Origin of the sequence: Streptomyces luteoverticillatus (assembly GCF_003970715.1) — a bacterium.
Taxonomy (GTDB): domain Bacteria; phylum Actinomycetota; class Actinomycetes; order Streptomycetales; family Streptomycetaceae; genus Streptomyces; species Streptomyces abikoensis.
The window spans coordinates 3,300,127-3,322,709 of sequence record NZ_CP034587.1; the positions used below are offsets into that span (position 1 = coordinate 3,300,127).

Genomic DNA, 22,583 nt, shown 5'->3' on the forward strand with positions numbered 1-22,583 from the left:
CTCCCGGCGCCCGCTCAGCGGCGCCGGTGCACCAGCCGGCCCGCCAGCACCGTGGCGACGCACGTGCCCGCGCCCGCCTCCAGCAGCGCCGCCTCGTCAAGCGCGTCCGGCACGTCCGGCGCGTCCGGTACATCCGGCACGTCGAAGACGGCGAGGTCGGCGCGGCCGCCGACGGTCAGTGGGGACGCGACGGCGTCCGCCAGTCCGTACGCGTTGCGGAACGGGTCGAGGTTCGGCTCCTCCAGGAGGATGCCCGGGGCGCCGAGGGGCGACACGACCGTCAGGCCCGACCGTGCGACCGCCGTCGAGACCACCGGGTCCGAGCCGATCGCCACCGCCGTCGTGCCGTGCCGCAGCATCTGCTGCACCCCGCGCCGGACGCTCCCCGCCCACCGCGTGCCGGTCATGTCGAGCACGGCGAGCCGCTCCCCCGTCAGCGGCCGGTCGCCCAGTTCCTCGTACTCTCGCGGGTCCGGGTGGTAGGCGCGCGTCAGCAGGTACGCGCCGTGCCACTGCCGCAGCCCGGGCGTGATCACCCCCGGCCACCGTCGCACCCGTGCCCGGGGATACGCCGCCGCGAGCTCCTCGTACGGGCCGAGCGCCGCGACCGTGTCGCCGTCGACGACCACCGCGCCGCCCGGCACGGGATCCGTGCCGGGGACGGCGATCAGCAGGTCGGCGGCGTGGAGCGTCAGCAACGCGCGTCAGCCCGTCAGCTCGCCTCGACGATCTTCAGCTCGGGGTGGGCCGTGCCGCCCTCGATGGCCGTGGACGACAGGTGGGAGACGACGCGGTCGTCGACCGGGTCGTTCGCCGGGTCGTCGTGGACGACCAGGTGCTCGTACGTCGTGGCGCGCTGCGCCGGGACGCGGCCCGCCTTGCGGATGAGATCGATGATCTCCATCCGGTTGGAGCGGTGCTTGGCGCCGGCCGAGGAGACCACGTTCTCCTCCAGCATGATCGAACCGAGGTCGTCCGCGCCGTAGTGCAGCGACAGCTGGCCGACCTCCTTGCCCGTGGTCAGCCACGAGCCCTGGATGTGGGCGACGTTGTCGAGGAAGAGCCGCGCGATGGCGATCATGCGCAGGTACTCGAAGAGCGTCGCCTGCGTCCGGCCCTTCAAGTGGTTGTTCTCGGGCTGGTACGTATAAGGGATGAACGCGCGGAAGCCGCCCGTACGGTCCTGGACGTCACGGATCATGCGGAGGTGCTCGATCCGCTCGGCGTTGGTCTCGCCCGTGCCCATCAGCATGGTGGAGGTCGACTCGACGCCCATGGTGTGGGCGATCTCCATGATCTCCAGCCAGCGCTCGCCCGACTCCTTCAGCGGCGCGATGGCCTTGCGCGGCCGCTCCGGCAGCAGCTCGGCGCCGGCGCCCGCGAAGGAGTCCAGACCGGCGGCGTGGATGCGGCGGATAGCCTCCTCGACGCTCACTCCGGAGATCCGCGCCATGTGATCGACCTCGGACGCGCCGAGGGAGTGGATCACGAGCTGCGGGAACTCCTTCTTGATCGCCGCGAAGTGCTCCTCGTAGTACTCCACGCCGTAGTCGGGGTGGTGGCCGCCCTGGAACATGATCTGGGTGCCGCCCAGCTCGACCGTCTCCGCGCAGCGGCGCAGGATGTCGTCCATCGGGCGCGTCCAGACCTTCTCGCTCTTGGGCGGGGCGTAGAAGGCGCAGAACTTGCACGCGGTGACGCATGCGTTGGTGTAGTTGATGTTGCGCTCGATGATGTACGTCGCGATGTGCTCGGTGCCCGCGTAGCGCTTGCGGCGCGCGGCGTCGGCGGCCGCGCCCAGGGCGTGCAGCGGCGCGGAGCGGTAGAGCTCGAGCGCCTCCTCCGGGGTGATCCGGCCGCCGGCTGCGGCTCGGTCGAGGACGGCTGTGACATCAAAGGACTTGAGGTCGGCGTTCTCGGTCACCGGGCGTCCCTTCGGAGGGGGTATGCGAATACCGGGTCAGCCTACGCGAGGCGGCCGTACGGGCCGGATACCGGGCCGGTCAGCGGCCGCTCCGGGTCAGCGTCGCCCTGACCTTGCCGCCCTTCTCGTCGTCGGAGGTGAAGGCGACGGTGCCGTCCGGGGCGAGGGTGTACGTCACGGCCGAGGTCTGGCCCGTGCAGCCGGGCCCGGCGGTGCCGTCGGTGCTCTCCTCCAGGGTGATCCTCCCGGTGGTGGCCGAGGTCAGTTTCGCCTTGCTGTGGCACTGGATGACGCCGAGCACGTCGTAGGTCGTACGGACCGCGTAGGGGGCCTGGGGGTCGTCGGTGACGACGCTGGTCATGGTGCCGTTGGGAGTGCCGTCGGACTGGACGACCTGGCCGGTCCAGGTGCCCGCGAAGCCCCCGAGGACGGTGGCCGGCCGGGAGGGGCCCGCGCTGGCGGCCGGGCGCCCGGCCGCCCCGTCGCGGCCGCTCCCGCCCGTGCCGGGCAGCAGGCCGAGGAAGAACGCCGTGGTGGTGACGGCGGCCAGGGCGCCGGCGACGGTCAGGACGAGCGTGCAGCCTCTTCCCTTGCGGGTGGCGAGGGATACGGCGGCGGACTTGGCGGTCGCGGTCGGCGCGTGGGCGAGGTCTCCTTCGGGGGCTCCGCCCCCGGGCCCCCACTCCTCAAACGCCGGAGGGGCTGGATGGTCCGCCGGAAGGGCTGAGGTCTCCAGGTCCAGGAGCTCCACCGCCTGCCTGCTCACCCTCTCCACCAGCGGGCCCGGCAGCCAGCCCGGGCGGAGCAGGGCGGACGCGCCCGCCGGGCCGCTCAGGCGGCGGACGAGCTCGGCCGGGGCCGGGCGGGCCGTCGGGTCCTTGGCCAGGCAGGCCGTCACCAGTCGCCGCAGGTCGCCCGTCAGGGCCGGGCCCAGGACGGGTTCCTCGTGGACGACCTTGTAGAGGAGGGCGGCCGAGCTGTCGCCCGTGAAGGGCGGCTCGCCCGTGGCCGCGTACGTGAGGACCGCGCCCAGCGAGAAGACGTCCGCGGCGCCCGTGACGTCCTTGCCCACGATCTGTTCGGGGGCCATGTAGCCGGGCGAGCCGATGGAGACGCCGGTCGCGGTGAGGGACGCCGTGCCGTCCGTGGCACGGGCGATGCCGAAGTCGATCAGGCGGGGGCCGTCGAGGGCGAGCAGCACGTTGGAGGGCTTGACGTCCCGGTGGACGAGCCCCAGCCCGTGCACCGCCGTCAGCGCCTCCGCCAGGCCCGCCCCGATCGCCCGCACCGCCGCTTCCGGCAGCGGGCCCACCTCGGCGACGGCCTCGGTCAGCGAGGGCCCGGCGACATAGCCCGTGGCCACCCACGGAACGGCGGCGTCCGGATCGGCGTCGAGGACGGGCGCCGTCCACGCGCCACCGACTTTCCGGGCGGATTCCACTTCTCGCCGGAAACGCGCCCGGAATTGCGTGTCCAGGGCGAAATGCGGGTGCACGGCCTTGACGGCGACCGTGCGGCCGCCGGCGCTACGGCCCAGGTACACCCGGCCCATACCGCCCGCCCCGATCCGTCCCAGCAGCCGGTACGCGCCTATGACCTGCGGGTCTTCCTCGGACAGCCGTTGCATCGGGACCTTTGCCTCCCCCTTGAGCGGGCCCTGCGGCCCCGATTTTCAGCCTATGACTCAATTCACGGGTCGTCCGAGGAACCCCGGACCCTGGTTTGCCCATCAACTAGGAAGGAACAAACCGTCATGTCCTTCGGGGCAGCAGCATCATCCGGAGCGACGCGATGGCGCACTCACCCAACGGGGGCTACCGGCCCAACGGGGGATATCAGCAACAGGGCGGCGGCCACCCGCAGGGTGGTGGCTTCGGCCCCCGGCCGGGCGGCTACCCGCCGCAGGGTGGCGGCGGCTACGGCGGCCAGGACCGCGGCTACCAGCAGCAGGGTGGTGGCTACCGTCAGCAGGGCGGCCCGGGCACCTACCCGCCGGCCGACGGCTACGGTCCGTACAACGGCCAGGACGGCCGTGACGGTCGTGACCCCCGGGACGACCAGTACGGGGACCAGTACGGCGGTCAGTACGACGACCAGTACGACGGTCAGTACCAGTCGCAGGGGCGTCAGCGGGCCTCCCGCGCCAAGTTCTGGACGATCGTCGTGGCGTCCATAGCCATAGTCGGTCTGCTCACGGGTGGTGTGCTGAAGTACCTGGAGATCGGCCCGTTCTCCAAGAAGGGCGACCCGGTCAGCTTCGGTCAGGGCGCCGACAAGAACGGCGGCCAGGCCGGCGGCGCCGGCGGCGGCACCGACTCCGGTGACTCCAAGACGCTGATGCCGACGGGTCCGCAGGCGCAGTTCAAGAACGCCAACACGCTCGGCGACGGCACCGAGATCGGCGTCGTGACCATCACGGGCAAGAAGTCCGGCTTCACGGGCAAGGTCTGGGTCTGGGCGCCCAAGCAGTACAAGGACCCCAAGTACGCCAAGAGCGGCTTCCCGGTCCTGATCGCGCTGCCCGGTGGACCCGGCTACCCGAACAACTACTGGATGGGCACCGACCTCGGCCTGGAATCCTCCATCGCCAAGTGGGCGGACGAGGGCAAGAGCAAGCCGTTCCTGCTGGCCATGCCCATCCTCAACCCGAACGACAAGAACTACTACGACGGCAGTGACATCCCCGGCCAGGCCAAGATGGGCACCTGGCTCACCGAGGACGTCCCGGACCTCATGAAGCAGAACTTCCGCACGCTGAAGTCGCGTGACGGCTGGGCGTTCATGGGCTCCTCCTCCGGTGGCTTCGCCGGCTTCAAGGCCGTCATGAAGCACCCGGACAAGTTCAAGGCCGTCATCGCCTCCGGCCCGGACATCGTCCCGGACTCCCCGCTGTGGAAGGGCTACGACGCCGAGAAGCGCGAGAACAACCCCGAGGTGCTCTCGCAGCGGCTGATCGACACCAAGTCGAAGAACGACGTCTACGTCGCGTTCCAGTACGGAACGCTCGAAGCCGCCATCACACGGCAGGGCGTCGACAAATACATCGCCACCTATGGCAACAAGGGCCCCATCCACACCCATCTCGAGGTCATCCAGGGCGGCAAGCACGACGCCAAGACCTACGTGAAGGGCATGGGCAACAGCAGCATCCAGTGGATCAGCGAGCAGATGGAGGGGCCGACGCCCTCCTCCTGAGCCCTGACGCTCACGACTGACCCGCGCGCGATGGCCGGGCCCCGGTGGTTCCACGGGGCCCGGCCGTCGGCGTATGAGGCGTACGAAGGCCGTATGAAGCCCTTGAAGCCCTGATCCCTCCCCGGACTCCCCGGAGGGGTCAGGGCTTCAGCAGTTCCACCCTGACGTCGGCCGGGAAGCCGGTCGTCGGGCCGGTGCGGCGGGCGAACTCCGACACGCCCGCCAGCTGGTCCGGGCCGAAGCGGAAGTCCAGCGTCGTGAAGTAGCGCTCCAGCAGCTCGGCGTCGAAGGACTCCCAGCGGGCGGCCTGGTCGGCGACCTTGCCGACCTCCTCCAGGGACAGGTCACGGGAGGCCAGGAACGCCTGGTGGACCTGGGCGACGAGCTCCGGCTCCCGGGCCAGGTAGTCCTTGCGGGCGGCCCAGACGGCGAAGACGAACGGCAGGCCCGTCCACTCCTTCCACATCGTCCCCAGGTCGTGGACGGTCAGCCCCAGCCTCGGCGCGTCGTGCAGTGAGGCCCGCAGGGCCGCGTCGCCGATCAGGACGGCCGCGTCGGCCTCCTGCATCATCGCGGCGAGGTCCGGCGGGCAGGTGTAGTAGTCCGGGGACACCCCGTAGCGCTCGGCGAGCAGCAGCTGGGCGAGGCGGACGGAGGTGCGCGAGGTGGAGCCGAGGGCGACCCGGGCCCCGTCCAGCCGGTCCAGCGGCAGCTGGGAGACGATGACGCAGGACATGACGGGGCCGTCGCAGCCCACCGCGATGTCGGACAGCGCGACGAGGTCGTCGGCGTTTCTCAGGAACTCGACGAGCGTGACCGGCCCCATGTCCAGCTCCCCGGCGATCAGCTGCTCGCTGAGCTTGTCGGGGGTGTCCTTGGTCAGGTCCAGGTCCAGCAGCGTGCCTGTGCGGGCGAGCCCCCAGTAGAGGGGCAGGCAGTTGAGGAACTGGATGTGGCCGACACGCGGACGGCTGCGCGGCCGCTCCGGAGCGTCGACGGCGATCGCTACATCTGAGGCTGAATTGTCCACATCCGGAGGCTAGCCCCGCCCCCTCGCGGCCGCCGGGCCGGGGTGCCGCTACAGGTGCCCGACCGGCAATCTTTTCCGCCCGCAAGGGCCGGAAAACCCGCCTTGGGCGTGATCTTCAACTCCTTCCCCGGAACAACGTCGCGTGCTAGGCTCGCCGCAAGTTGCAGTTTGGTTTCCCTTGCAGTACAGAGCCTGCGGAGCATGTGACCCCGCAGGCTTTTGTAGTTTTCAGACTTCTCGCAGGTTCTGGAGCAGGGCAACCCTTTGGCCCAAGGAGGGCTTATGGCTACCGGAACCGTGAAGTGGTTCAACGCTGAAAAGGGCTTTGGCTTCATCGCCCAGGACGGCGGGGGCCCCGACGTCTTTGTCCACTACTCCGCGATCAACGCCGCTGGCTTCCGCTCCCTCGAGGAGAACCAGGCGGTCACCTTCGACGTCACGCAGGGCCCCAAGGGCCCGCAGGCGGAGAACGTCACCCCGGCGTGATTTGCCGATCCCCGGCTCGCCGGGGATCACCCAAGGAGCCCTTCCTTCCGCTTCGGCGGAGGGCGGGGCTCCTGCCTTTTCGGGGGTCCGGCCGATCCATGGCTTGTTCACAAAGTTTTTATCCGGTCATCTTCGACCGGCAAAGCGTTCACCCACTCGCGCCACTTATTTCACTTCCGCGCCCACCTTCACGCTCGCCTTCAGGCTCGCCTTCGCACTCATTTTCGTACCGACCTTCGTACAACGCCTCGATTTCCCCGGCATAGCGCTCCGCGACCGCCGTCCGGCGGAGTTTCAAGGTCGGCGTCAGGGTGCCGTTCTCCACCCCGAAGTCCCCGGTCAGGATCGTGAACGCCCGGACCCGGGCGGGCCGCGCCACCCGCTCGTTGGCCGCCGCCACCGCCTCCTCGCACAGCCGCCGCACCGCCGGGTGCCGGGCGGGCCCTCCGGCAGCGAAAATCACCCCTTCGGAGGCGGCCCACGCCATGATCTCCGCTGTGTCGAGGGTGAGCAGCGCCACCGGGTGGGGCCGACGGTCGCCGATCATCACCGCGCGGGAGATCCAGCGGGACTGCTGGACGGCGAACTCCCACAGCGAGGGGGTCAGGTTCTTGCCGCTGGACGTGATGATCAGGTCCTTCTTGCGACCGGTGATGCTGAGGTAGCCCTCCGCGTCGAGGGTGCCGATGTCACCGGTGCGCAGCCAGCCGTCCGCGTCTACCGCGTCGGCAGTGGCGGCCGGGTTGCCGTGGTACCCGGCGAAGACGCCGGGGCCCCGGGCCAGCACCTCGCCGTCCTCCGCGATCCGCAGCTCGCAGCCGGGGATCGCCCGCCCGACCGTGCCGGGGCGCACGGCACCCGGATGGTTGACGGTGATCACGCCGGATGCCTCGGTCATGCCGTAGCCCTCGTAGAGGGCGATGCCGCAGGCGCGCAGGAAGTGCAGCGTCTGCGGCGCGATGGGCGCGGCCCCCGTGAGGGCCCAGCGCAGCCTGCCGCCGAAGAGCGCCCGCGCGGGGGCGAAGACGCGCTTCTCGGCCGCCTCCCAGGCGGCGCGCAGCGCCTCGTCCGGCTCCTCGCCCCGCTCGCGCAGCGCGGCCACCTCCAGGCCGACGCGGACGGCCGCCTCCAGGCGGGCCCGGCCCTCGGGGCCGTGCGCCTCGGCGAGGGAGACGGCACCGGCGTGGACCTTCTCGAAGAGCCGGGGCACGGAGGGCAGGTGGTGGGGCCGGACCTCGGCGAGTTCGGCGACGACGTTCTCGACCCGGCCGCCGAAGTAGCAGAGCGCGCCGCCCCGGCGGAACGTGGTCAGCTGGATGAGCTGGCCGAGGATGTGGGCGAGCGGCAGATAGAGGTAGGTGGTCTCGCCGGGGCCGCCGCCGGTGAGGTCGGCGGTGGCGTCCTGGTTGGAGACGAGGTTGGCGTGGGTGAGGCGGCAGCCCTTGGGGAGGCCGGTGGTGCCGGAGGTGTAGACGATGGTGCACAGGTCGTCGCCCTTGCGCGCGGCGGCGCGCGCGAGGAGCTCGTCCAGGGGTGCGGCGGCGGGCAGCGCGCCGATGGCGTAGGTACCGGAAGTGGGTTCGGCGTCCATCAGCACCAGGTGGCGCAGCTCGGGCAGTCCGCCGCGGACGGCCGTCACGCGGGCCGCCTGGGCGGCGTTCTCGCAGATCACGACGGAGGCGCCGGAGTCGCCCAGCACCCAGGCCAGCTCCTCCTGCCCGGCCGTGGGGTAGACGGGCACGACGACCGCGCCGGCGGCCAGCGCGGCGAACTGGGCGTGGGTCCACTCCGGGCGGGTCTCCGCCAGGATCGCCACCCGGTCGTCCGGGCGCACGCCGAGCCCGATCAGGCCCCGGCCGAGGGTGCGCACGGTGTCGCGCAGCCGGACGTAGTCCGTCTCCGCCCAGCCGTCGCCGTGGCGGAAGCGCAGGGCGGGCAGGCCCCCGTAGCGCTCCGCCGCCCATTCGGTGAACTCGGCGAAAGTGTCGGGGCGTTGCTGCGGCATGGGGCCTCCCGGACGAACTGGTGAACGGACGGAATCCTGCGTAACGATGTACCCATCCGGTACGGTCCACCCCACCCGCCCCCACGGGGATGACCGGAATCGTCAGCCCCGCTGACCCGGGCGTTCAACAGGGTTACCGTGCGATGCATGAGCAGCCGGACGATCACCGTGCACCAGGTGCGGGCCGCGCTCGGCGGGGCGCGGCGGCAGGGTCTCGACAGCGTGCCGCTGCTCCAACGGGCCGGGATTCCGCCGCTGTTGCTGGGCGACGAGCGGGCGCGGGTGACCGCCGAGCAGTTCGCGCTGCTGGTCCGCGCGGTGCAGCGGGCCACGGAGGACGAGTTCATGGGGCTGGGCTCGGTGCCCAGCAGACCGGGGACGTTCGCCATGATGTGCTACGCCAGCATCGGCTGCCGCGACCTGGGCACGGCGCTGGAGCGGGCCGTGCGGTTCTACGGGCTCTTCCCCGGCGGTCCGGACCTCGCGCTCGAACGGAACGGCGAGGACGCGGAGTTCGCCGTCCGCAACGATCTGCGCGACCACGCCGAGGGGCGGTTCCTGGCCGAATGCGTGCTGGTGATCTGGCACCGGCTGGCGAGCTGGCTGATCGGCCGGCGGATCCCGCTGCGCCGGGTCCGCTTCGACTGCCCGCCACCGCCCCACGCGGGCGAGTACGGGCCGCTGTTCGACTGCCCGGTGGAGTTCGGGCCGGGGCGGACGTTCAGGGCGGGCGCCCTGTTCGACGCCCAGTGGCTGGCGGCGGCGCCGATGCGGGACGAGCCGGCGCTGGAGGAGCTGCTGCGGCGGGCGCCCGCCATGCTCATCGGCCGCCACGAGTACGGCACGACGGTGGCCGAGCAGGTGCGGCGGACGTTCACGCGCGCCCTGCGCGAGGGCCGCCCGGCCCGGCTGCCGGAGCTCGACCGGCTGGCGGCCCGGCTGGCGGTGAGCCCGGCGACGCTGCGGCGCCGGCTGCGGGAGGAGGGCACCTCGTACCGGCGGCTGAAGGACCAGGTGCGGCGGGAGGCGGCGCTGGCCGGGCTGGCGGGCGGCCGGGAGCCGATCGTGGAGCTGGCGGCGCGGCTGGGGTTCTCGGAGGACGCCGCCTTCCACCGGGCTTTCCGCCGCTGGACGGGGACGACGCCGGGGGCGTACCGGCGCGGCCAGGAAAGCTGAGCGTTCCGGTCAGCGCCGCCCTACCGGCGGGTCACTACGGTCACCAACCAGCCGATTTCACACGGTAGTCGCTCCAACAGTGGGGAGAGCCGCATGCATCTGCGCAGAACGGCCCTCGCGGCGGTGGCCGCGCTGGTCGTCACGTTCGGCCTGTCGGGCGCCGCCTCGGCGGCCGGCGGTACGGACACGGGGTCGCCGGGCGACATCGTCAGCGCCGCCCCGACCTCCTTCCACCCGCTCCCGGGCCAGCCCACGAACACCCGCGCCTGGCACATCACCTACCGCTCGACCACAGCCAAGGGCGCCCCGAACGTCGTCTCCGGCACCGTGATCGTCCCCCGGGACGGGCGCACCGGCCCGCGCCCGCTGATCACCTACGCCGTGGGCACCGTGGGCATCGCCGATCAGTGCGCGCCCTCGGCGGGCTTCCCGCGCGGCACCACGCTGGAGGCCAACCTCATCCAGTTGCTCACCGCGCGCGGCTGGGCCGTCGCCGTCACCGACTACGAGGGCCTGGGCACCCCCGGCGACCACACCTACACCGTCGGGCGCGCCGAGGGCCACGCCGTCCTCGACGCGGCGCGCGCCGCGCTGCGGCTGCCGCAGGCGGGGCTGGGCCCGGACACGCCCGTCGGCATCATGGGCTACTCCCAGGGCGGCCAGGCCAGTAGCTGGGCGGCGGAGCTCCACGACTCGTACGCGCCCGAACTCGACGTCCGCGGCACGGCGACGGGCGGCGTGCCCGCCGATCTGCTGAAGACCGCCGACTTCAACAACGGCAACGTCGGGGCCGGGCTGATCCTGATGTCCGCCGTCGGCCAGAACGCGGCCTTCCCCGAGCTTGGGCTCGACGGATACCTCAATGAGAGGGGGCGTTCGTACGTCGACTTCCTGAAGAAGCACTGCGTGGTGATCGACGTCGCGGCGGGGCTCTTCAAGCGGATCGGGGACGTGACGGTCAGGAACCCGCTGTACGAGGCGGACTGGCAGCGGGTGCTGCGGGCGTCGAGGCTGGGCACGCACGCGCCGGATCACCCCGTGTACCTCTATCACGGGGTGATCGACGAGCTGATCCCGTACGAGGTGGGGCGGGGGTTGCGGGCGGACTGGTGCGCCCGGGGCGCGGACGTGCAGTGGAAATCGCTGCCGTTGGCCGAGCACGTGGCAGGTGTGATCGCGGAGTCGATCCCGGCCGCGAACTGGCTGGCCGACCGTTTCGCGGGGCGGCCGGCGCGGGGTAACTGCTAGGGGGGTGTGCCCCGGTCCCGCCCCTTCCCGTTTCCGAGGGGGCTCCGCCCCCTCGCACCCCCGCCGCACGGGCCGATCCCAGCCCGTCCGGCGTTTGAGGACCGGGGGTCCGGGGGCGGAGCCCCTGGAAGAAACGGGAAGGGGCGGGCCGGGGGCGGATTCACTGCTCGTACAGTCCCGCGATCTCCGCCGCGAAGTCCCGCGCGATGACCTCCCGCTTGAGCTTGAGCGAAGGCGTCAAGTGCCCCGAGTCCACGGAAAATTCGACCGGCAGCACCGCGAACCGCCGAATCGACTCCGCCCGCGACACATACCCGTTCGCCTCCTCCACCGCCGCCCCCAGCTCCCTCCGCAGCGCCTCGTCGTGGACGAGCTCGTGCACCGGTACGTCGTCCAGGCCCCGCATGCGGGCCCAGTGGTCGAGGCCGTCCGCGTCGAGGGTGAGCAGCGCCGTGACGTACGGCCGGTCGTCGCCGATGACGACGCACTGGTCGACGAGGGGATGGGCCCGGACGCGGTCCTCCATGGGGGCCGGGGCGACGTTCTTGCCGCCGGACGTGACGATGATTTCCTTCTTCCGGCCGGTGATCGTGAGGTAGCCCTCGGCGTCCAGCGCGCCGAGGTCGCCGGTGGCGAACCATTCGTCCGCCCCGGACGCCGGGACCGCCTCCGCCTTCTCCGCGTCCCAGTAGCCGGCGAAGACGTGGGGGCCGCGCAGCAGGATCTCGCCGTCGGCGGCTATGCGGACGCCGCCGCCGGGCAGCGGCCAGCCGACGGTGCCGGGGCGGGGGAGCAGGGGTGGGGTGAGGGTGGCGGCGGCGGTGGTCTCGGTGAGGCCGTAGCCCTCGAAGACCCCGATGCCGGCGCCGGCGTAGAAGGCGGTGAGCCGTGTGCCCAGCGGTGAGCCGCCGCTGATGACGTGGCGGACGCGGCCGCCGAGCGCGGCCCGGATCCGGCGGTAGACGAGCGGGTTGTAGAAGGCGTGGGCGGCGCGCAGCCGCAGCGTCGGGCCGGGCCCGGTGCGGGACAGGCCGGCGGCCGTGGCCTCGGCGTGTTCCCGGGCCACGGCGGCCGCCCGGTCGAAGGTCTCGGCGCGGCCGAGCCGTTCCGCCGTCGCCCGGCCGGTGTTGTAGATCTTCTCCAGGACGTAGGGGATGGCGAGGAGGAACGTCGGCCGGAACCCGGCGAGTTCGGCGCGGAGTTCGTCGCCGCTGAGGGAGTCGGTGTGGCCCAGGCGCACCCGGGCGCGGACGCAGCCGACGGCGAGCATGCGGCCGAGGACGTGCGCGAGCGGCAGGAAGAGCAAGGTGGAGGCGGGCGCCTTGCTGACGGCGGTGAAGACGGGGTGCAGCAGCGCGATCGCGTTGTCGACCTCGGCGAAGAAGTTGGCGTGGGTGAGGACGCAGCCCTTGGGGCGGCCGGTGGTGCCGGAGGTGTAGACGAGGGTGGCGATGTCCTCGGGGGTGCGGGCGGCCCGGCGTTCGGTGATCACCCGGTCGGGCAGTGCCCGTCCGGCGGCGACGAAGCGTGCCACGGCTCCGGTGTCGAGCTGCCAGACGTGGGCGAGGGCGGGTAAGTCGGGGCGGGCGGCGGCGACGAGCTTCAGCTGCTCGGGCGTCTCGACGACGCACGCGGCGGCGCCGGAGTCCGCCAGGATCCAGCGGACCTGGTGGCCGGAGGAGGTGGGGTAGATGGGCACGGTGACCAGGCCGGCGGCCCAGGCGGCGAAGTCCAGCAGCGTCCACTCGTAGCGGGTGCGGGCCATGATGGCGAGCCGGTCGCCGGGCCGCAGCCCGTGGGCGACGAGACCCTTGGCGACGCCGCGCACCTCGGCGGCGAAGCGGGCGGCGGTGATGTCGCGCCAGACGGGCCGGCCGGGGCGGCCGGCGGTGCCGGGTTCCTTGCGGCTGAGGGCGACGGCCTGGGGGTCCTCGGCCGCGTTGTCGAAGGGCAGGTCGCCGAGCGTGCCGTGGTGGACGCGCGGGGCGAGCGCGGGGACGGCCGCCTCGCGGACGGTCCCGGCGACGGTGGTCGTACGGGGCGGGACGAGCGGCGGGGGCGCGGCGGCGCCGGGCGTTGCGGACACGTGCGGCTCCTGTTCGGTACGGCAGGCGAACGACAGGCGAAACCGGCAGGCGACATTACTCGGCAGTAGATGCCTGGCCGTAAAGGTACGCCTGCGCGCCCGCGCCGACCACCCCCTCTCCCCGGGCCTTCCGGGTCCGGGGAGAGGGGGACGGCTCAGGGCCGGGCGGCGTGTGTCCAGCGCCGGCCGCCCCTGAGGTTCTCCAGCCCCACCCACGCCACGTTCATCAACGTCGCCGCGGTCTCCTTCGCCGAGGGGACGGCGCCCGTGCGGGTGTTGGCCCACCCGGCGAGCGACTCGGCGGCGCCCACCAGCGCGTGCGCCAGCCCGGAGGCCTCGTGTCCCGCCAGGGCGGCGCTCCCGTCCCCGCCCGCGCCCTCGGCGGCGGTGGCGGCGATGAGCCGGGTGACGAGGCCGACCATCTCCTGCCGCAGTTCGTCCGCCACGGGCGCGGCCGGCTCCCCGTTCGTCCGGGCCTGGCAGCTGAGCACCGCCCAGCCGTCGGGATGTTCGGCGGTGTGGGTGAAGAAGGCGCGCAGGCCGTGCCACAGCCGGTCGTCGGCGGAGGCGTCGGGCTCGATCGCGGCCCGTACCGAGGCCTTCAGGGCGTCGGCCTCGCGGCGGACGCAGGCGCCGAAGAGGTCTTCCTTCGAGTTCAGATACAGATAGACCAGCGGCTTGGAGGCCCCGGCCAGTTCGGCTATCTCGTCCATGGACGCGGCGCGGTAGCCGCGCCGGGCGAAGACCTCCACCGCGGCGTCGAGCATCTGCCGCTCGCGCACCTCCCGTGGCATCCGCCGGATCTTCCCGGTGCCGCGCTTGCGCCTTGGGGCCGGCTCCTGCGGTGGCGGCGCTCCGCCCCCGGACCCGGTGGCGCCGTCCCGGGTGGTGTTCTCCGCGGCCCTCGGGGCCCTTGCGACCTGTGCGTCACTCACAACCGTCACGACAAAAAATCCCTCCCCCCCGTCACACTACCGGCAGGTAATATCACGGGGAGGAGGGACGTCAAGGGCCGGGAACGAGCCTCCGGGGGGCCGTCCGGCCCTTTCTTACCGGTCCGTCAGGCAGCGGCGGGCCAGTCCGTCAGGCGGCGGCCGGCGCGGTCCGCGCCCCGGCGACGGGCTCGTCCTCCAGGTGGGAGCCGTCGGCCGTGTCGTAGGCGGCGCGGTCCAGGATCTTCTCCCGGGAGGCCACGATGATCGGGATGACCGACTGCCCGGCCACGTTTGTGGCAGTGCGCATCATGTCCACGATCGGGTCGATCGCCAGGAGCAGGCCCACGCCCGCCATCGGCAGGCCCAGCGTCGAGAGCGTCAGCGTGAGCATCACGGTGGCGCCGGTGAGGCCGGCGGTGGCGGCCGAGCCGATGACGGAGACGAAGGCGATCAGGATGTAGTCCTTGACCTCCAGCGGCACGTCGAAGACCTGGGCGACGAAGATCGCGGCGATGGCCGGGTAGATCGAGGCGCAGCCGTCCATCTTGGTCGTCGAGCCGAAGGGCACCGCGAAGGACGCGTACTCCTTGGGGACGCCGAGCCGCTCGGTGACCTTCTGGGTGAGCGGCATGGTGCCGACGGAGGAGCGGGAGACGAAGGCCAGCTGGATGGCGGGCCAGGCGCCCTTGAAGAAGCGCAGCGGGTTGACCTTGGCGACGGTCGCGAGCAGCAGCGGGTAGACGCCGAACAGCACGATGGCGCAGCCGACGTAGATGTCGGCGGTGAACGTCGCGTACTTGCTGAGCAGGCCCCAGCCGTAGGTGGAGATGGCGGTGCCGACGAGGCCGACCGTGCCCAGCGGGGCGAGCCTGATGACCCACCACAGGGCCTTCTGCAGCAGCTCCAGCACGGAGTGGCTGAAGGTGAGGACGGGCTGGGCCTTCTCGCCGGTCTTCAGGATCGCGATGCCGACGACCACGGCCATGAAGACGATCTGGAGGACCTTCAGCTGGGTGAAGGGCGTGACTATGTCGGTGGGGATGATGCCGGTGAGGAAGTCGAGCCAGGAGCCGTGCTTCTTGGGCTCGGCGCCGTCGGCGGCGGTGAGGCCGGTGCCCGCGCCCGGGTCGGTGAGCAGGCCGATCGCCAGGCCGATGACGACCGCGATCAGCGACGTGATCATGAACCACATCAGGGTGCGGGTGGCCAGCCGGGCGGCGTTGGAGACGTTCCGCAGATTGGTGATCGAGACCAGGATCGCGAAGAACACCAGCGGCGCGATGACCAGCATCAGCAGCTGGACGAAGATGTCACCGATCCTGCTCAGCGTGCTGCCGAGCCAGCCGATGTCACCGCTCTTGGCGGCCCAGCCGAGCAGGGCGCCCAGGGTGAGGCCGAGCAGGATCTGGGCCCAGAAGGGCACGCTGAGTATGCGGGATATGCGCCCGCGCGAGGCGGCCGCCGTGGGGGACGGTGACGTCGACATGCGGATTACCGTAACACTCATGCTTTGAGCAACCCAAAGAACTTCTTTGAGGCGCACGCCCATCAGAACGCGCCGGAAGGTGCCGGAACGCGCCTGCGCCCCGCCCCGGAACGGGAGTTCCGGGGCGGGGCGCAGGTTGGCGTATGTCGTATATGTGAGGAGTGTTACTGAGCCGCGTCCTCCTGGCCCGCGTTCTCGGCCATCCTGGCCTTCGCGCGGTCCACCCGCTCCACGATCTGCTCGGACATGGCGTCCCGCTGCTTGCGCAGCAGGACCCAGCTCAGCGGCGCGGAGAGGATCAGGGCCAGCAGGATCATCCAGACGAGGTTGGAGTTGCCGACCCCGAGCGGGATGACGTGGACGTAGCACAGCATCCAGACCACGGCGAAGCAGCCGACCAGCAGGCCGAGCCGCAGGGCGGTGTAGCGGAGCGACGCGAACTTCTGGCTACTCACGGACGGGACCTTCTTCTCGACGACAACCGAAACGTGCAATTCCAGTAGTACAGCACGCCCGGAAGTGGATCTCAGACCCGCATCGGCTGCGGCGACTCCCGCAGCGAGGCGTCCGGACCCGGGTACTCACGGATGGTCTCGTAGCGGGTGTTGCGCTCCACCGGGCGGAAGCCGGCGTCGCGGATCAGCTCCAGCAGATCGTCACGGGTGAGCTTGTTCGGCGTGCCGTAGTTGTCGGCGTCGTGAGTGATCTTGTACTCGACGACCGAGCCGTCCATGTCGTCCGCGCCGTGCTGGAGGGCGAGCTGGGCGGTCTGCACGCCGTGCATCACCCAGAACACCTTGACGTGCGGGACGTTGTCGAACAGCAGCCGGGAGACGGCGAAGGTCTTCAGCGCCTCGGCGCCCGTCGCCATCGTCGTCCGCGCCTGGAGCCGGTTGCGGACCTTGCCGTCCTTCATGTCCACGAAGTCGTGCTGGTAGCGCAGCGGGATGAAGACGTGGAAGCCACCGGTCTCGTCCTGCAGCTCACGCAGGCGCAGCACGTGGTCCACGCGGTGGCGCGGCTCCTCGATGTGCCCGTAGAGCATGGTGCAGGGGCCCTTGAGGCCCTTGGAGTGGGCGAGGCGGTGGATGCGCGACCAGTCCTCCCAGTGGGTGTCGTGGTCGACGATGTGCTGCCGCACCTCCCAGTCGAAGATCTCCGCGCCGCCGCCGGTCAGCGATTCCAGACCGGCGTCGATCAGCTCGTCGAGGATCTCCTCGGCGGGCATCCCGGAGATCTTCTCGAAGTGCTGGATCTCGGTGGCGGTGAACGCCTTCAGGGAGACGTTCGGCAGCGCCTCCTTGAGCGCGCGCAGGGAGCGCGGGTAGTAGCGCCACGGCAGCGTGGGGTGGAGGCCGTTGACGATGTGCAGCTCGGTGAGATTCTCGCTCTCCATGGCCTTGGCCAGGCGGACGGCTTCCTCGATGCGCATCGTGTACGCGTCCTTCTCGCCCGGCTTGCGCTGGAACGAGCAGTACGCGCACGACGCCGTGCACACATTGGTCATGTTGAGGTGGCGGTTGACGTTGAAGTGGACGACGTCGCCGTTCTTCTGCGTCCGGACGTGGTGCGCCAGACCGCCCAGCCAGGCCAGGTCGTCGGACTCGTAGAGGGCGATGCCGTCCTCGCGGGTGAGCCGCTCGCCCGCGTAGACCTTCTCCTCGAGCTCACGCTTGAGTCCAGCGTCCATGCGTCCGCCCTCTCCGATACATCCGATTTCGAGACCCCGTCGAGCCTACTCCCCCGGCCTCACACGTCCTCGGGCAGCTCGCCCACGCGGTTCTCCCACTTGGTGGAGAGCACGATCGTGGTGCGGGTGCGGCTGACGCCCTTGGTGCCGGAGAGCCGGCGGATGGTGCGCTCCAGCCCGTCCACGTCGCCGACCCGGACCTTGAGCATGTACGAGTCGTCGCCGGCGATGAACCAGCAGTCCTCGATCTCCTCCAGGTCGCGCAGCCGGCGCGCCACGTCCTCGTGGTCGGCGGCGTCCGAGAGCTGGATGCCGATCAGGGCGGTGACGCCCAGGCCCAGCGAGGCCGCGTTCACGGTCGCGCGGTAGCCCGTGATGACGCCCGCCGCCTCCAGCCGGTTGATCCGGTCCGTGACGCTCGGCCCCGACAGGCCGACCAGCCTGCCGAGCTCCGCGTACGACGCCCGGCCGTTCTCCCGCAGCGCCTGGATGAGCTGCCTGTCCACCGCGTCCATAGCCTGGCACCTTTCAATAATCAGCGAACTCGCCGGTTTCAGTGTAGAATCTAAGGCGTACGGGGTTCCAGACCCCGAAAATCTTTCACCAGATCAGCGAATCATCGACGATCCTTCGATCTCAGGAGTGAAGACCTCGTGTACTCGATCGAGATGGCCTACGCCCGCATGCGCGAGCTCCAGGACCTGGCCAACCGCTCGCGTGCCCACCAGTCCGCCCCGGCCCCGCGCCTCGCGGCGAAGATCCGCCTGCCGCGCGCCAAGAAGCGCTAGCCCTCCCCACGAGCGCTCGCCCCACCGAGCTCTCCTTCCCAGCGGCGGTACAGCCGGTGCGGCACCTCCGCCGCGTCCAGCGCCCGCCCGGCGACGAAGTCCACCAGATCCTGGATGTGCGTCGCCCCCGCGTAGAACGCCGGCGAGGCGGGCAGCACCACGGCTCCCGCGTCGTCGAGCGCCACGAGCTGCCGGAGCGTCTGCCCGCTGAGCGGGGTCTCGCGCACCGCGACGATCAACGGCCGACGCTCCTTCAGCGTCACGCTCGCCACGCGCTGGAGCAGATCCTTCGAAAGCCCGAGCGCCACTCCCGCCACACAGGCGGTGCTCGCCGGAACGATCAGCATCCCCTTCGCGGGGTACGAGCCGGAGGACGGCCCGGCGGCGAGATCCCCGGCCGCCCAGTGGCGGACATCGGCCAGGGCCGCCTCGTCGACGGCGAAGTGCTCCTTGCCGTCCGCGCCCAGCGCGAGCCAGCTCGCGAGGTCCCGCTGCCAGTGCCCGTCCCGGAAGCGGATCCCGGTCTCGTCCAGCAGCGTCAGCCGGGCGGCCCGGCTGACCACCAGGTCCACGGCCTCACCGGCGGCCAGCAGGCCGCGCACCACGGCGGCGGCGTAAGGCGTCCCGGACGCGCCGGAGACCCCGACCACCCAGGGCCGGCGTCGCGTCGTGTGTTCGTACGGCTCCACGGGATCGAGCCTATCCGGACACCGCGGGCGGTCCGTCCGCCGTCCCGGACGGGGCCGGTCCGCCGCGCGTCTTGACGGCGTCTTGGCGGAATAGTCCTTTGACATGCCTATTCGTCCTCGACTTAAGTGACCTTCATATAAACGGAACGGTCCAGGGGGAACGTCATTCACACCACGCGCAAGGGTCTGGCCGCCGCCGGCTGCGTCGCTCTCGTCGCCGCCGCGTCCGTCGCCTGCGATCCCACCGAGAAGCTGAGCCCCGAGGCGAAGGTCGAGCGGGCCTTCGACAAGCTGAGCGGCCAGAAGGCCGTCTCCGCCGACTTCGGCTTCGACGCCGGCGCCGACAAGCTCTACGAGGCGCTGAAGGGCGAGGACGACTTCCAGCGCTCCGACGCCGACATGCTGGCGAGCCTGCGGCTCTCCTTCGCGCTCAGCAATGACAAGCCGCTCAAGGACGTCAAGGACGGCGACAAGAACGGCGCAGTGACGTTCAAGCTGGCCAAGAAGGACGCCGACAAGCCGCTCGTCGAGCTCCGCGGCGTGGCGCAGAAGATGTACGTGCGCGGCGACCTCAAGGCCATCGCCGAGCTCGGCGGGAAGAGCGAGAAGAGCAAGAGCGCCAAGGGCGCCAAGGGCAAGCAGGCCCTCGACGAGCTGCTGAAGAAGGCCGACCAGCTCCCGCCGTCCCTGGACGCCGTCAAGGGCGCCATCAAGGGCGACTGGGTCACCCTGGACACCAAGTCCTTCGAGGAGTTCGGCAAGTCCTTCGGCAAGGACAAGGGCACCTCGGGGAAGGCGAACGGCTCGCTGAGCGACTCGCTCGACCCGAAGACCCAGAAGCAGGCCCTGGAGGCCATGCGCAAGGCCCTCATGGACAACGCCAAGTTCGCCGACGCGGGCTCCAAGGACGGCGCCGACCACGTCAAGGTCACCGCCAACGCGAAGACGGTCGGCAAGCAGGTCGTCGAGAGCCTCAAGCCGCTCAAGGACAAGCTCGGCGACAAGCGCTTCGACAAGTTCTCCAAGTGGGAGGACGCCCCGGACAAGGACGTCACCGTCGACGTGGCCGTCAAGGACGGCATGCTCTCCGCCCTGTCCTTCGACGCCGCCAAGCTCGACAAGGAGGCCAAGGGCGAGCTGCCGGTGACCATCGGCTTCAAGGGCGGCTCCGAGAAGATCGAGGCCCCCGCCGGCGCCAAGGAGCTCAAGCCGCAGGACCTGATGGGCGCGGCCATGTTCGCCTTCATGGGCGGCGGCGGTCAGGGCGGCGCGAAGAGCCCGTTCGGCAGCGACGCGAACAGCCCCTTCGGCGGCCCCCTCGGGGGCGGCGCGCAGGACCCGTTCAGCAAGTCCGTCTGACGGCCCGTACACACGACGAAAGGGCGGCCCACCTTCCGGTGGGCCGCCCTTTCGCGTGTCTCCGGCGCGTCAGACCGTCAGGCCGCGCACCAGCAGGTCCAGCAGGGCGCACAGGAAGAGCGCGATGCCGATGAAGCCGTTCACGGTGAAGAACGCCCGGTTCAGCCGGGACAGGTCGTGCGGCTTGACGATCGTGTGCTCGTAGAGGAACGCCGCGGCGACGACGACCAGGCCCGTCCAGAAGAACACGCCCGCGTGCGTCGCCAGCGCGTACCAGACCAGCAGCGCCGTGGTGATGACGTGACAGACGCGGGCGCCGTACAGGGCGGCCGGGATGCCGAAGCGGGCCGGGGTGGACTTCACGCCGTGGGCGCGGTCGGCGGCCACGTCCTGGCAGGCGAAGATCAGGTCGAAGCCGCCGATCCACACGCCGACCGCCAGGCCCAGGATCACCGCGTCCCAGGACCACTCCCCCGTCACCGCCAGCCACGCGCCCACCGGGCCCATGGCCTGGGCGAGCCCCAGGATCGCGTGGGGGAAGTTGGTGAAGCGCTTGCCGTACGGGTAGACCACCATCGGGATCACGGCGATCGGCGCGAGCGCCAGGCACAAAGGATTCAGCAGCGCGGCGGCGCCGAGGAAGACGACCACGGCCACCCCCGCCCCGGTCCACGCCGAGCGCACCGACACCGCGCCCGTGACCAGCTCCCGGTTCGCCGTGCGCGGGTTACGGGCGTCGATCTCACGGTCGATGATGCGGTTGCAGGCCATCGCGAAGGTGCGCAGGCCCACCATGGCGATGGTGACGAGCAGCAGCCGCGCCCAGTGGATGTTCCCATCGAGCTGGAACATCGCGGTCAGGGCGGCGATGTAGGCGAAGGGCAGCGCGAAGACCGAGTGCTCGATCATGACGAGGCGCAGGAAGGCCTTCGTCCGGCCCGGCTGCGCGACGGCGGCCGTGGTCATCACAGGCCGTACTCCTTCCACCGGCGGTCGACCTTCGTCGCCGTCTCCGGGTCCGACTCGACCATGTTCGGCCAGCCGCCGTCGCGCGTGTAGCCCTCCTCGGGCCACTTCGCGGTCGCGTCGATGCCCGCCTTGCCGCCCCAGAACTGCTGGTAGGAGGCGTGGTCCAGATGGTCCACGGGGCCTTCGACGACGGTCAGGTCGCGGGCGTAGTCCGTGTTGCCCAGCGCGCGCCAGGCCACTTCGTGGAGGTCGTGGACGTCGCAGTCGGAGTCCACCACGATGATCAGCTTGGTCAGCGACATCATGTGCGCGCCCCAGACGGCGTGCATGACCTTCTGGGCGTGCTTGGGGTACTTCTTGTCGATCGAGACGATCGCGCAGTTGTGGAAGCCGCCGGCCTCCGGCAGGTGGTAGTCCACGATGTCCGGGACGATCACCTTCAGCAGCGGCAGGAAGAACCGCTCCGTGGCGCGGCCCAGCGGGCCGTCCTCGGTCGGCGGGCGGCCGACGACGATCGACTGCAGCAGCGGGCGCCGCCGCATCGTGACGCAGTCGATGGTGAGCGCCGGGAAGTCCTCCTGCGGCGTGTAGAAGCCCGTGTGGTCGCCGAACGGGCCTTCTGGCAGCATCTTCCCCGGTTCCAGCCAGCCCTCGATGACGACTTCCGCGTTCGCGGGGACCTGGAGCGGGACGGTCTTGCAGTCGACCATCTCGATCCGCTTGCCCTGGATGAAGCCCGCGAAGAGGTACTCGTCGATGTCGCCGGGCAGCGGCGCGGTGGAGGCGTACGTGACGGCCGGCGGGCAGCCGAAGGCGATGGCGACCGGCAGCCGCTCCCCGCGCTTGGCGGCCACCTGGTAGTGGTTGCGGCTGTCCTTGTGGATCTGCCAGTGCATGCCGATGGTGCGCTTGTCGTGGCGCTGGAGGCGGTAGAGGCCGAGGTTGCGGACGCCGGTCTCGGGGTGCTTGGTGTGGGTGAGACCGAGGTTGAAGAAGGAGCCGCCGTCCTCGGGCCAGGTGAAGAGCGCCGGGAGCTGCTCGAGGTCCACGTCGTCGCCGGTGAGGACGACCTCCTGGACGGGCGCGTCCTTGACCTTCCGCGGCGGCACGTGCGCCATCGCGCCGAGCTTGCCGAAGGCCTCGCGCATGCCGACGAACCCTTGCGGGAGCTCCGGCTTGAGCAGCCCGCCGATCTTCTCGCTGATCTCGTCGTAGGACGTCAGGCCGAGCGCCTTGAGCATCCGGCGGTCGGTGCCGAAGACGTTCATGGCGAGCGGCATGGCCGCGCCCTTGACGTTCTCGAAGAGCAGCGCGGGCCCGCCCGCTTTGTTCACTCTGTCGACGATCTCCCCGATCTCCAGGTACGGGTCGACTTCGGCCTTGATGCGCTTGAGATCGCCATCGCGCTCCAGTGCCCGGAGGAACGAGCGAAGATCGTCGTAAGCCATACGTTCCAGTATCGAGCACGCACTACCCTGGAGCGGTCACGGGGGCCGCGAAGCGGCTCCGGGCACCGC

Annotated in this window: 20 protein-coding genes; 6 read left to right on the forward strand and 14 right to left on the reverse strand. The window is 71.0% G+C overall.

The window, feature by feature from the left end:
* Positions 1–14 precede the first annotated feature (14 nt).
* From EKH77_RS14440 to EKH77_RS14450, 3 genes are all read right to left on the reverse strand, one after another.
* On the reverse strand, positions 15–698 hold the full coding sequence (locus EKH77_RS14440) for an imidazolonepropionase-like domain-containing protein (protein WP_126914786.1): 684 nt from the start codon (positions 696–698) through the stop codon (positions 15–17).
* A gap of 14 nt (positions 699–712) precedes the next feature.
* Positions 713–1,924 carry a cyclic dehypoxanthinyl futalosine synthase gene (gene mqnC, locus EKH77_RS14445; protein WP_126914787.1) on the reverse strand — a complete coding sequence of 404 codons (1,212 nt, stop codon included), beginning with the start codon at positions 1,922–1,924 and terminating at the stop codon, positions 713–715.
* 79 nt (positions 1,925–2,003) lie between these two features.
* Positions 2,004–3,551: a serine/threonine-protein kinase gene (locus EKH77_RS14450; protein ID WP_126914788.1), complete on the reverse strand. Its 1,548-nt coding sequence runs from the start codon at positions 3,549–3,551 to the stop codon at positions 2,004–2,006.
* 164 nt (positions 3,552–3,715) lie between these two features.
* Here EKH77_RS14450 and EKH77_RS14455 point away from each other — a divergent pair, with 164 nt between their 5' ends.
* The gene (locus tag EKH77_RS14455; protein ID WP_126914789.1) at positions 3,716–5,119 is read left to right on the forward strand and encodes an alpha/beta hydrolase; all 1,404 of its coding nucleotides are present in this window, start codon (positions 3,716–3,718) and stop codon (positions 5,117–5,119) included.
* A gap of 139 nt (positions 5,120–5,258) precedes the next feature.
* Here EKH77_RS14455 and EKH77_RS14460 read toward each other — a convergent pair whose 3' ends face one another.
* The gene (locus tag EKH77_RS14460) at positions 5,259–6,149 is read right to left on the reverse strand and encodes a menaquinone biosynthetic enzyme MqnA/MqnD family protein (RefSeq protein ID WP_126914790.1); all 891 of its coding nucleotides are present in this window, start codon (positions 6,147–6,149) and stop codon (positions 5,259–5,261) included.
* A 282-nt stretch (positions 6,150–6,431) separates the two neighbouring features.
* Here EKH77_RS14460 and EKH77_RS14465 point away from each other — a divergent pair, with 282 nt between their 5' ends.
* Positions 6,432–6,635 carry a cold-shock protein gene (locus tag EKH77_RS14465; protein WP_126914791.1) on the forward strand — a complete coding sequence of 68 codons (204 nt, stop codon included), beginning with the start codon at positions 6,432–6,434 and terminating at the stop codon, positions 6,633–6,635.
* A 148-nt stretch (positions 6,636–6,783) separates the two neighbouring features.
* Here the strand turns inward: EKH77_RS14465 and EKH77_RS14470 are convergent, their stop codons facing one another.
* Positions 6,784–8,640, reverse strand: coding sequence for an AMP-dependent synthetase/ligase (locus EKH77_RS14470; protein WP_126914792.1), 1,857 nt, complete (start codon positions 8,638–8,640; stop codon positions 6,784–6,786).
* Between the two features lie 147 nt (positions 8,641–8,787).
* On the opposite strand from EKH77_RS14470, the gene EKH77_RS14475 reads away from it, so the two are divergent.
* Positions 8,788–9,816, forward strand: a complete 1,029-nt coding sequence (locus EKH77_RS14475) for an AraC family transcriptional regulator (RefSeq protein WP_126914793.1) — start codon at positions 8,788–8,790, stop codon at positions 9,814–9,816.
* A 93-nt stretch (positions 9,817–9,909) separates the two neighbouring features.
* On the forward strand, positions 9,910–11,064 hold the full coding sequence (locus EKH77_RS14480) for a lipase family protein (protein ID WP_126914794.1): 1,155 nt from the start codon (positions 9,910–9,912) through the stop codon (positions 11,062–11,064).
* Positions 11,065–11,224: 160 nt separating this feature from the next.
* Here the strand turns inward: EKH77_RS14480 and EKH77_RS14490 are convergent, their stop codons facing one another.
* From EKH77_RS14490 to EKH77_RS14515, 6 genes are all read right to left on the reverse strand, one after another.
* A complete protein-coding gene (locus EKH77_RS14490; RefSeq protein ID WP_126914796.1) occupies positions 11,225–13,150 on the reverse strand; it encodes an AMP-dependent synthetase/ligase in 1,926 nt (641 codons plus the stop codon).
* Positions 13,151–13,305: 155 nt separating this feature from the next.
* Positions 13,306–13,944, reverse strand: a complete 639-nt coding sequence (locus EKH77_RS14495; protein ID WP_126914797.1) for a TetR/AcrR family transcriptional regulator — start codon at positions 13,942–13,944, stop codon at positions 13,306–13,308.
* 289 nt (positions 13,945–14,233) lie between these two features.
* On the reverse strand, positions 14,234–15,571 hold the full coding sequence (locus EKH77_RS14500) for a dicarboxylate/amino acid:cation symporter (RefSeq protein WP_126914798.1): 1,338 nt from the start codon (positions 15,569–15,571) through the stop codon (positions 14,234–14,236).
* A 164-nt stretch (positions 15,572–15,735) separates the two neighbouring features.
* A complete protein-coding gene (locus EKH77_RS14505; protein ID WP_126914799.1) occupies positions 15,736–16,026 on the reverse strand; it encodes a DUF4229 domain-containing protein in 291 nt (96 codons plus the stop codon).
* Between the two features lie 71 nt (positions 16,027–16,097).
* On the reverse strand, positions 16,098–17,261 hold the full coding sequence (mqnE, locus tag EKH77_RS14510) for an aminofutalosine synthase MqnE (protein ID WP_126914800.1): 1,164 nt from the start codon (positions 17,259–17,261) through the stop codon (positions 16,098–16,100).
* A gap of 59 nt (positions 17,262–17,320) precedes the next feature.
* Positions 17,321–17,776, reverse strand: coding sequence for an Lrp/AsnC family transcriptional regulator (locus tag EKH77_RS14515; protein ID WP_126914801.1), 456 nt, complete (start codon positions 17,774–17,776; stop codon positions 17,321–17,323).
* 138 nt (positions 17,777–17,914) lie between these two features.
* Between EKH77_RS14515 and EKH77_RS34345 the strand changes: the two genes are divergently transcribed.
* The gene (locus tag EKH77_RS34345) at positions 17,915–18,049 is read left to right on the forward strand and encodes a hypothetical protein (RefSeq protein WP_276319272.1); all 135 of its coding nucleotides are present in this window, start codon (positions 17,915–17,917) and stop codon (positions 18,047–18,049) included.
* Here the strand turns inward: EKH77_RS34345 and EKH77_RS14520 are convergent.
* A complete protein-coding gene (locus tag EKH77_RS14520; protein ID WP_229820672.1) occupies positions 18,046–18,738 on the reverse strand; it encodes a UbiX family flavin prenyltransferase in 693 nt (230 codons plus the stop codon). The two genes, EKH77_RS34345 and EKH77_RS14520, sit on opposite strands and share 4 nt — an antisense overlap.
* Positions 18,739–19,137: 399 nt before the next feature.
* Here EKH77_RS14520 and EKH77_RS14525 point away from each other — a divergent pair, with 399 nt between their 5' ends.
* The gene (locus EKH77_RS14525) at positions 19,138–20,097 is read left to right on the forward strand and encodes a hypothetical protein (RefSeq protein WP_126914803.1); all 960 of its coding nucleotides are present in this window, start codon (positions 19,138–19,140) and stop codon (positions 20,095–20,097) included.
* A 69-nt stretch (positions 20,098–20,166) separates the two neighbouring features.
* Here EKH77_RS14525 and mqnP read toward each other — a convergent pair whose 3' ends face one another.
* Together mqnP and EKH77_RS14535 are read right to left on the reverse strand one after the other, a co-directional pair.
* Positions 20,167–21,063: a menaquinone biosynthesis prenyltransferase MqnP gene (gene mqnP / locus EKH77_RS14530; protein ID WP_126914804.1), complete on the reverse strand. Its 897-nt coding sequence runs from the start codon at positions 21,061–21,063 to the stop codon at positions 20,167–20,169.
* Positions 21,063–22,514, reverse strand: a complete 1,452-nt coding sequence (locus EKH77_RS14535; protein WP_126914805.1) for a menaquinone biosynthesis decarboxylase — start codon at positions 22,512–22,514, stop codon at positions 21,063–21,065. The genes mqnP and EKH77_RS14535 overlap by 1 nt, the downstream gene beginning before the upstream one ends.
* Positions 22,515–22,583 lie beyond the last annotated feature (69 nt).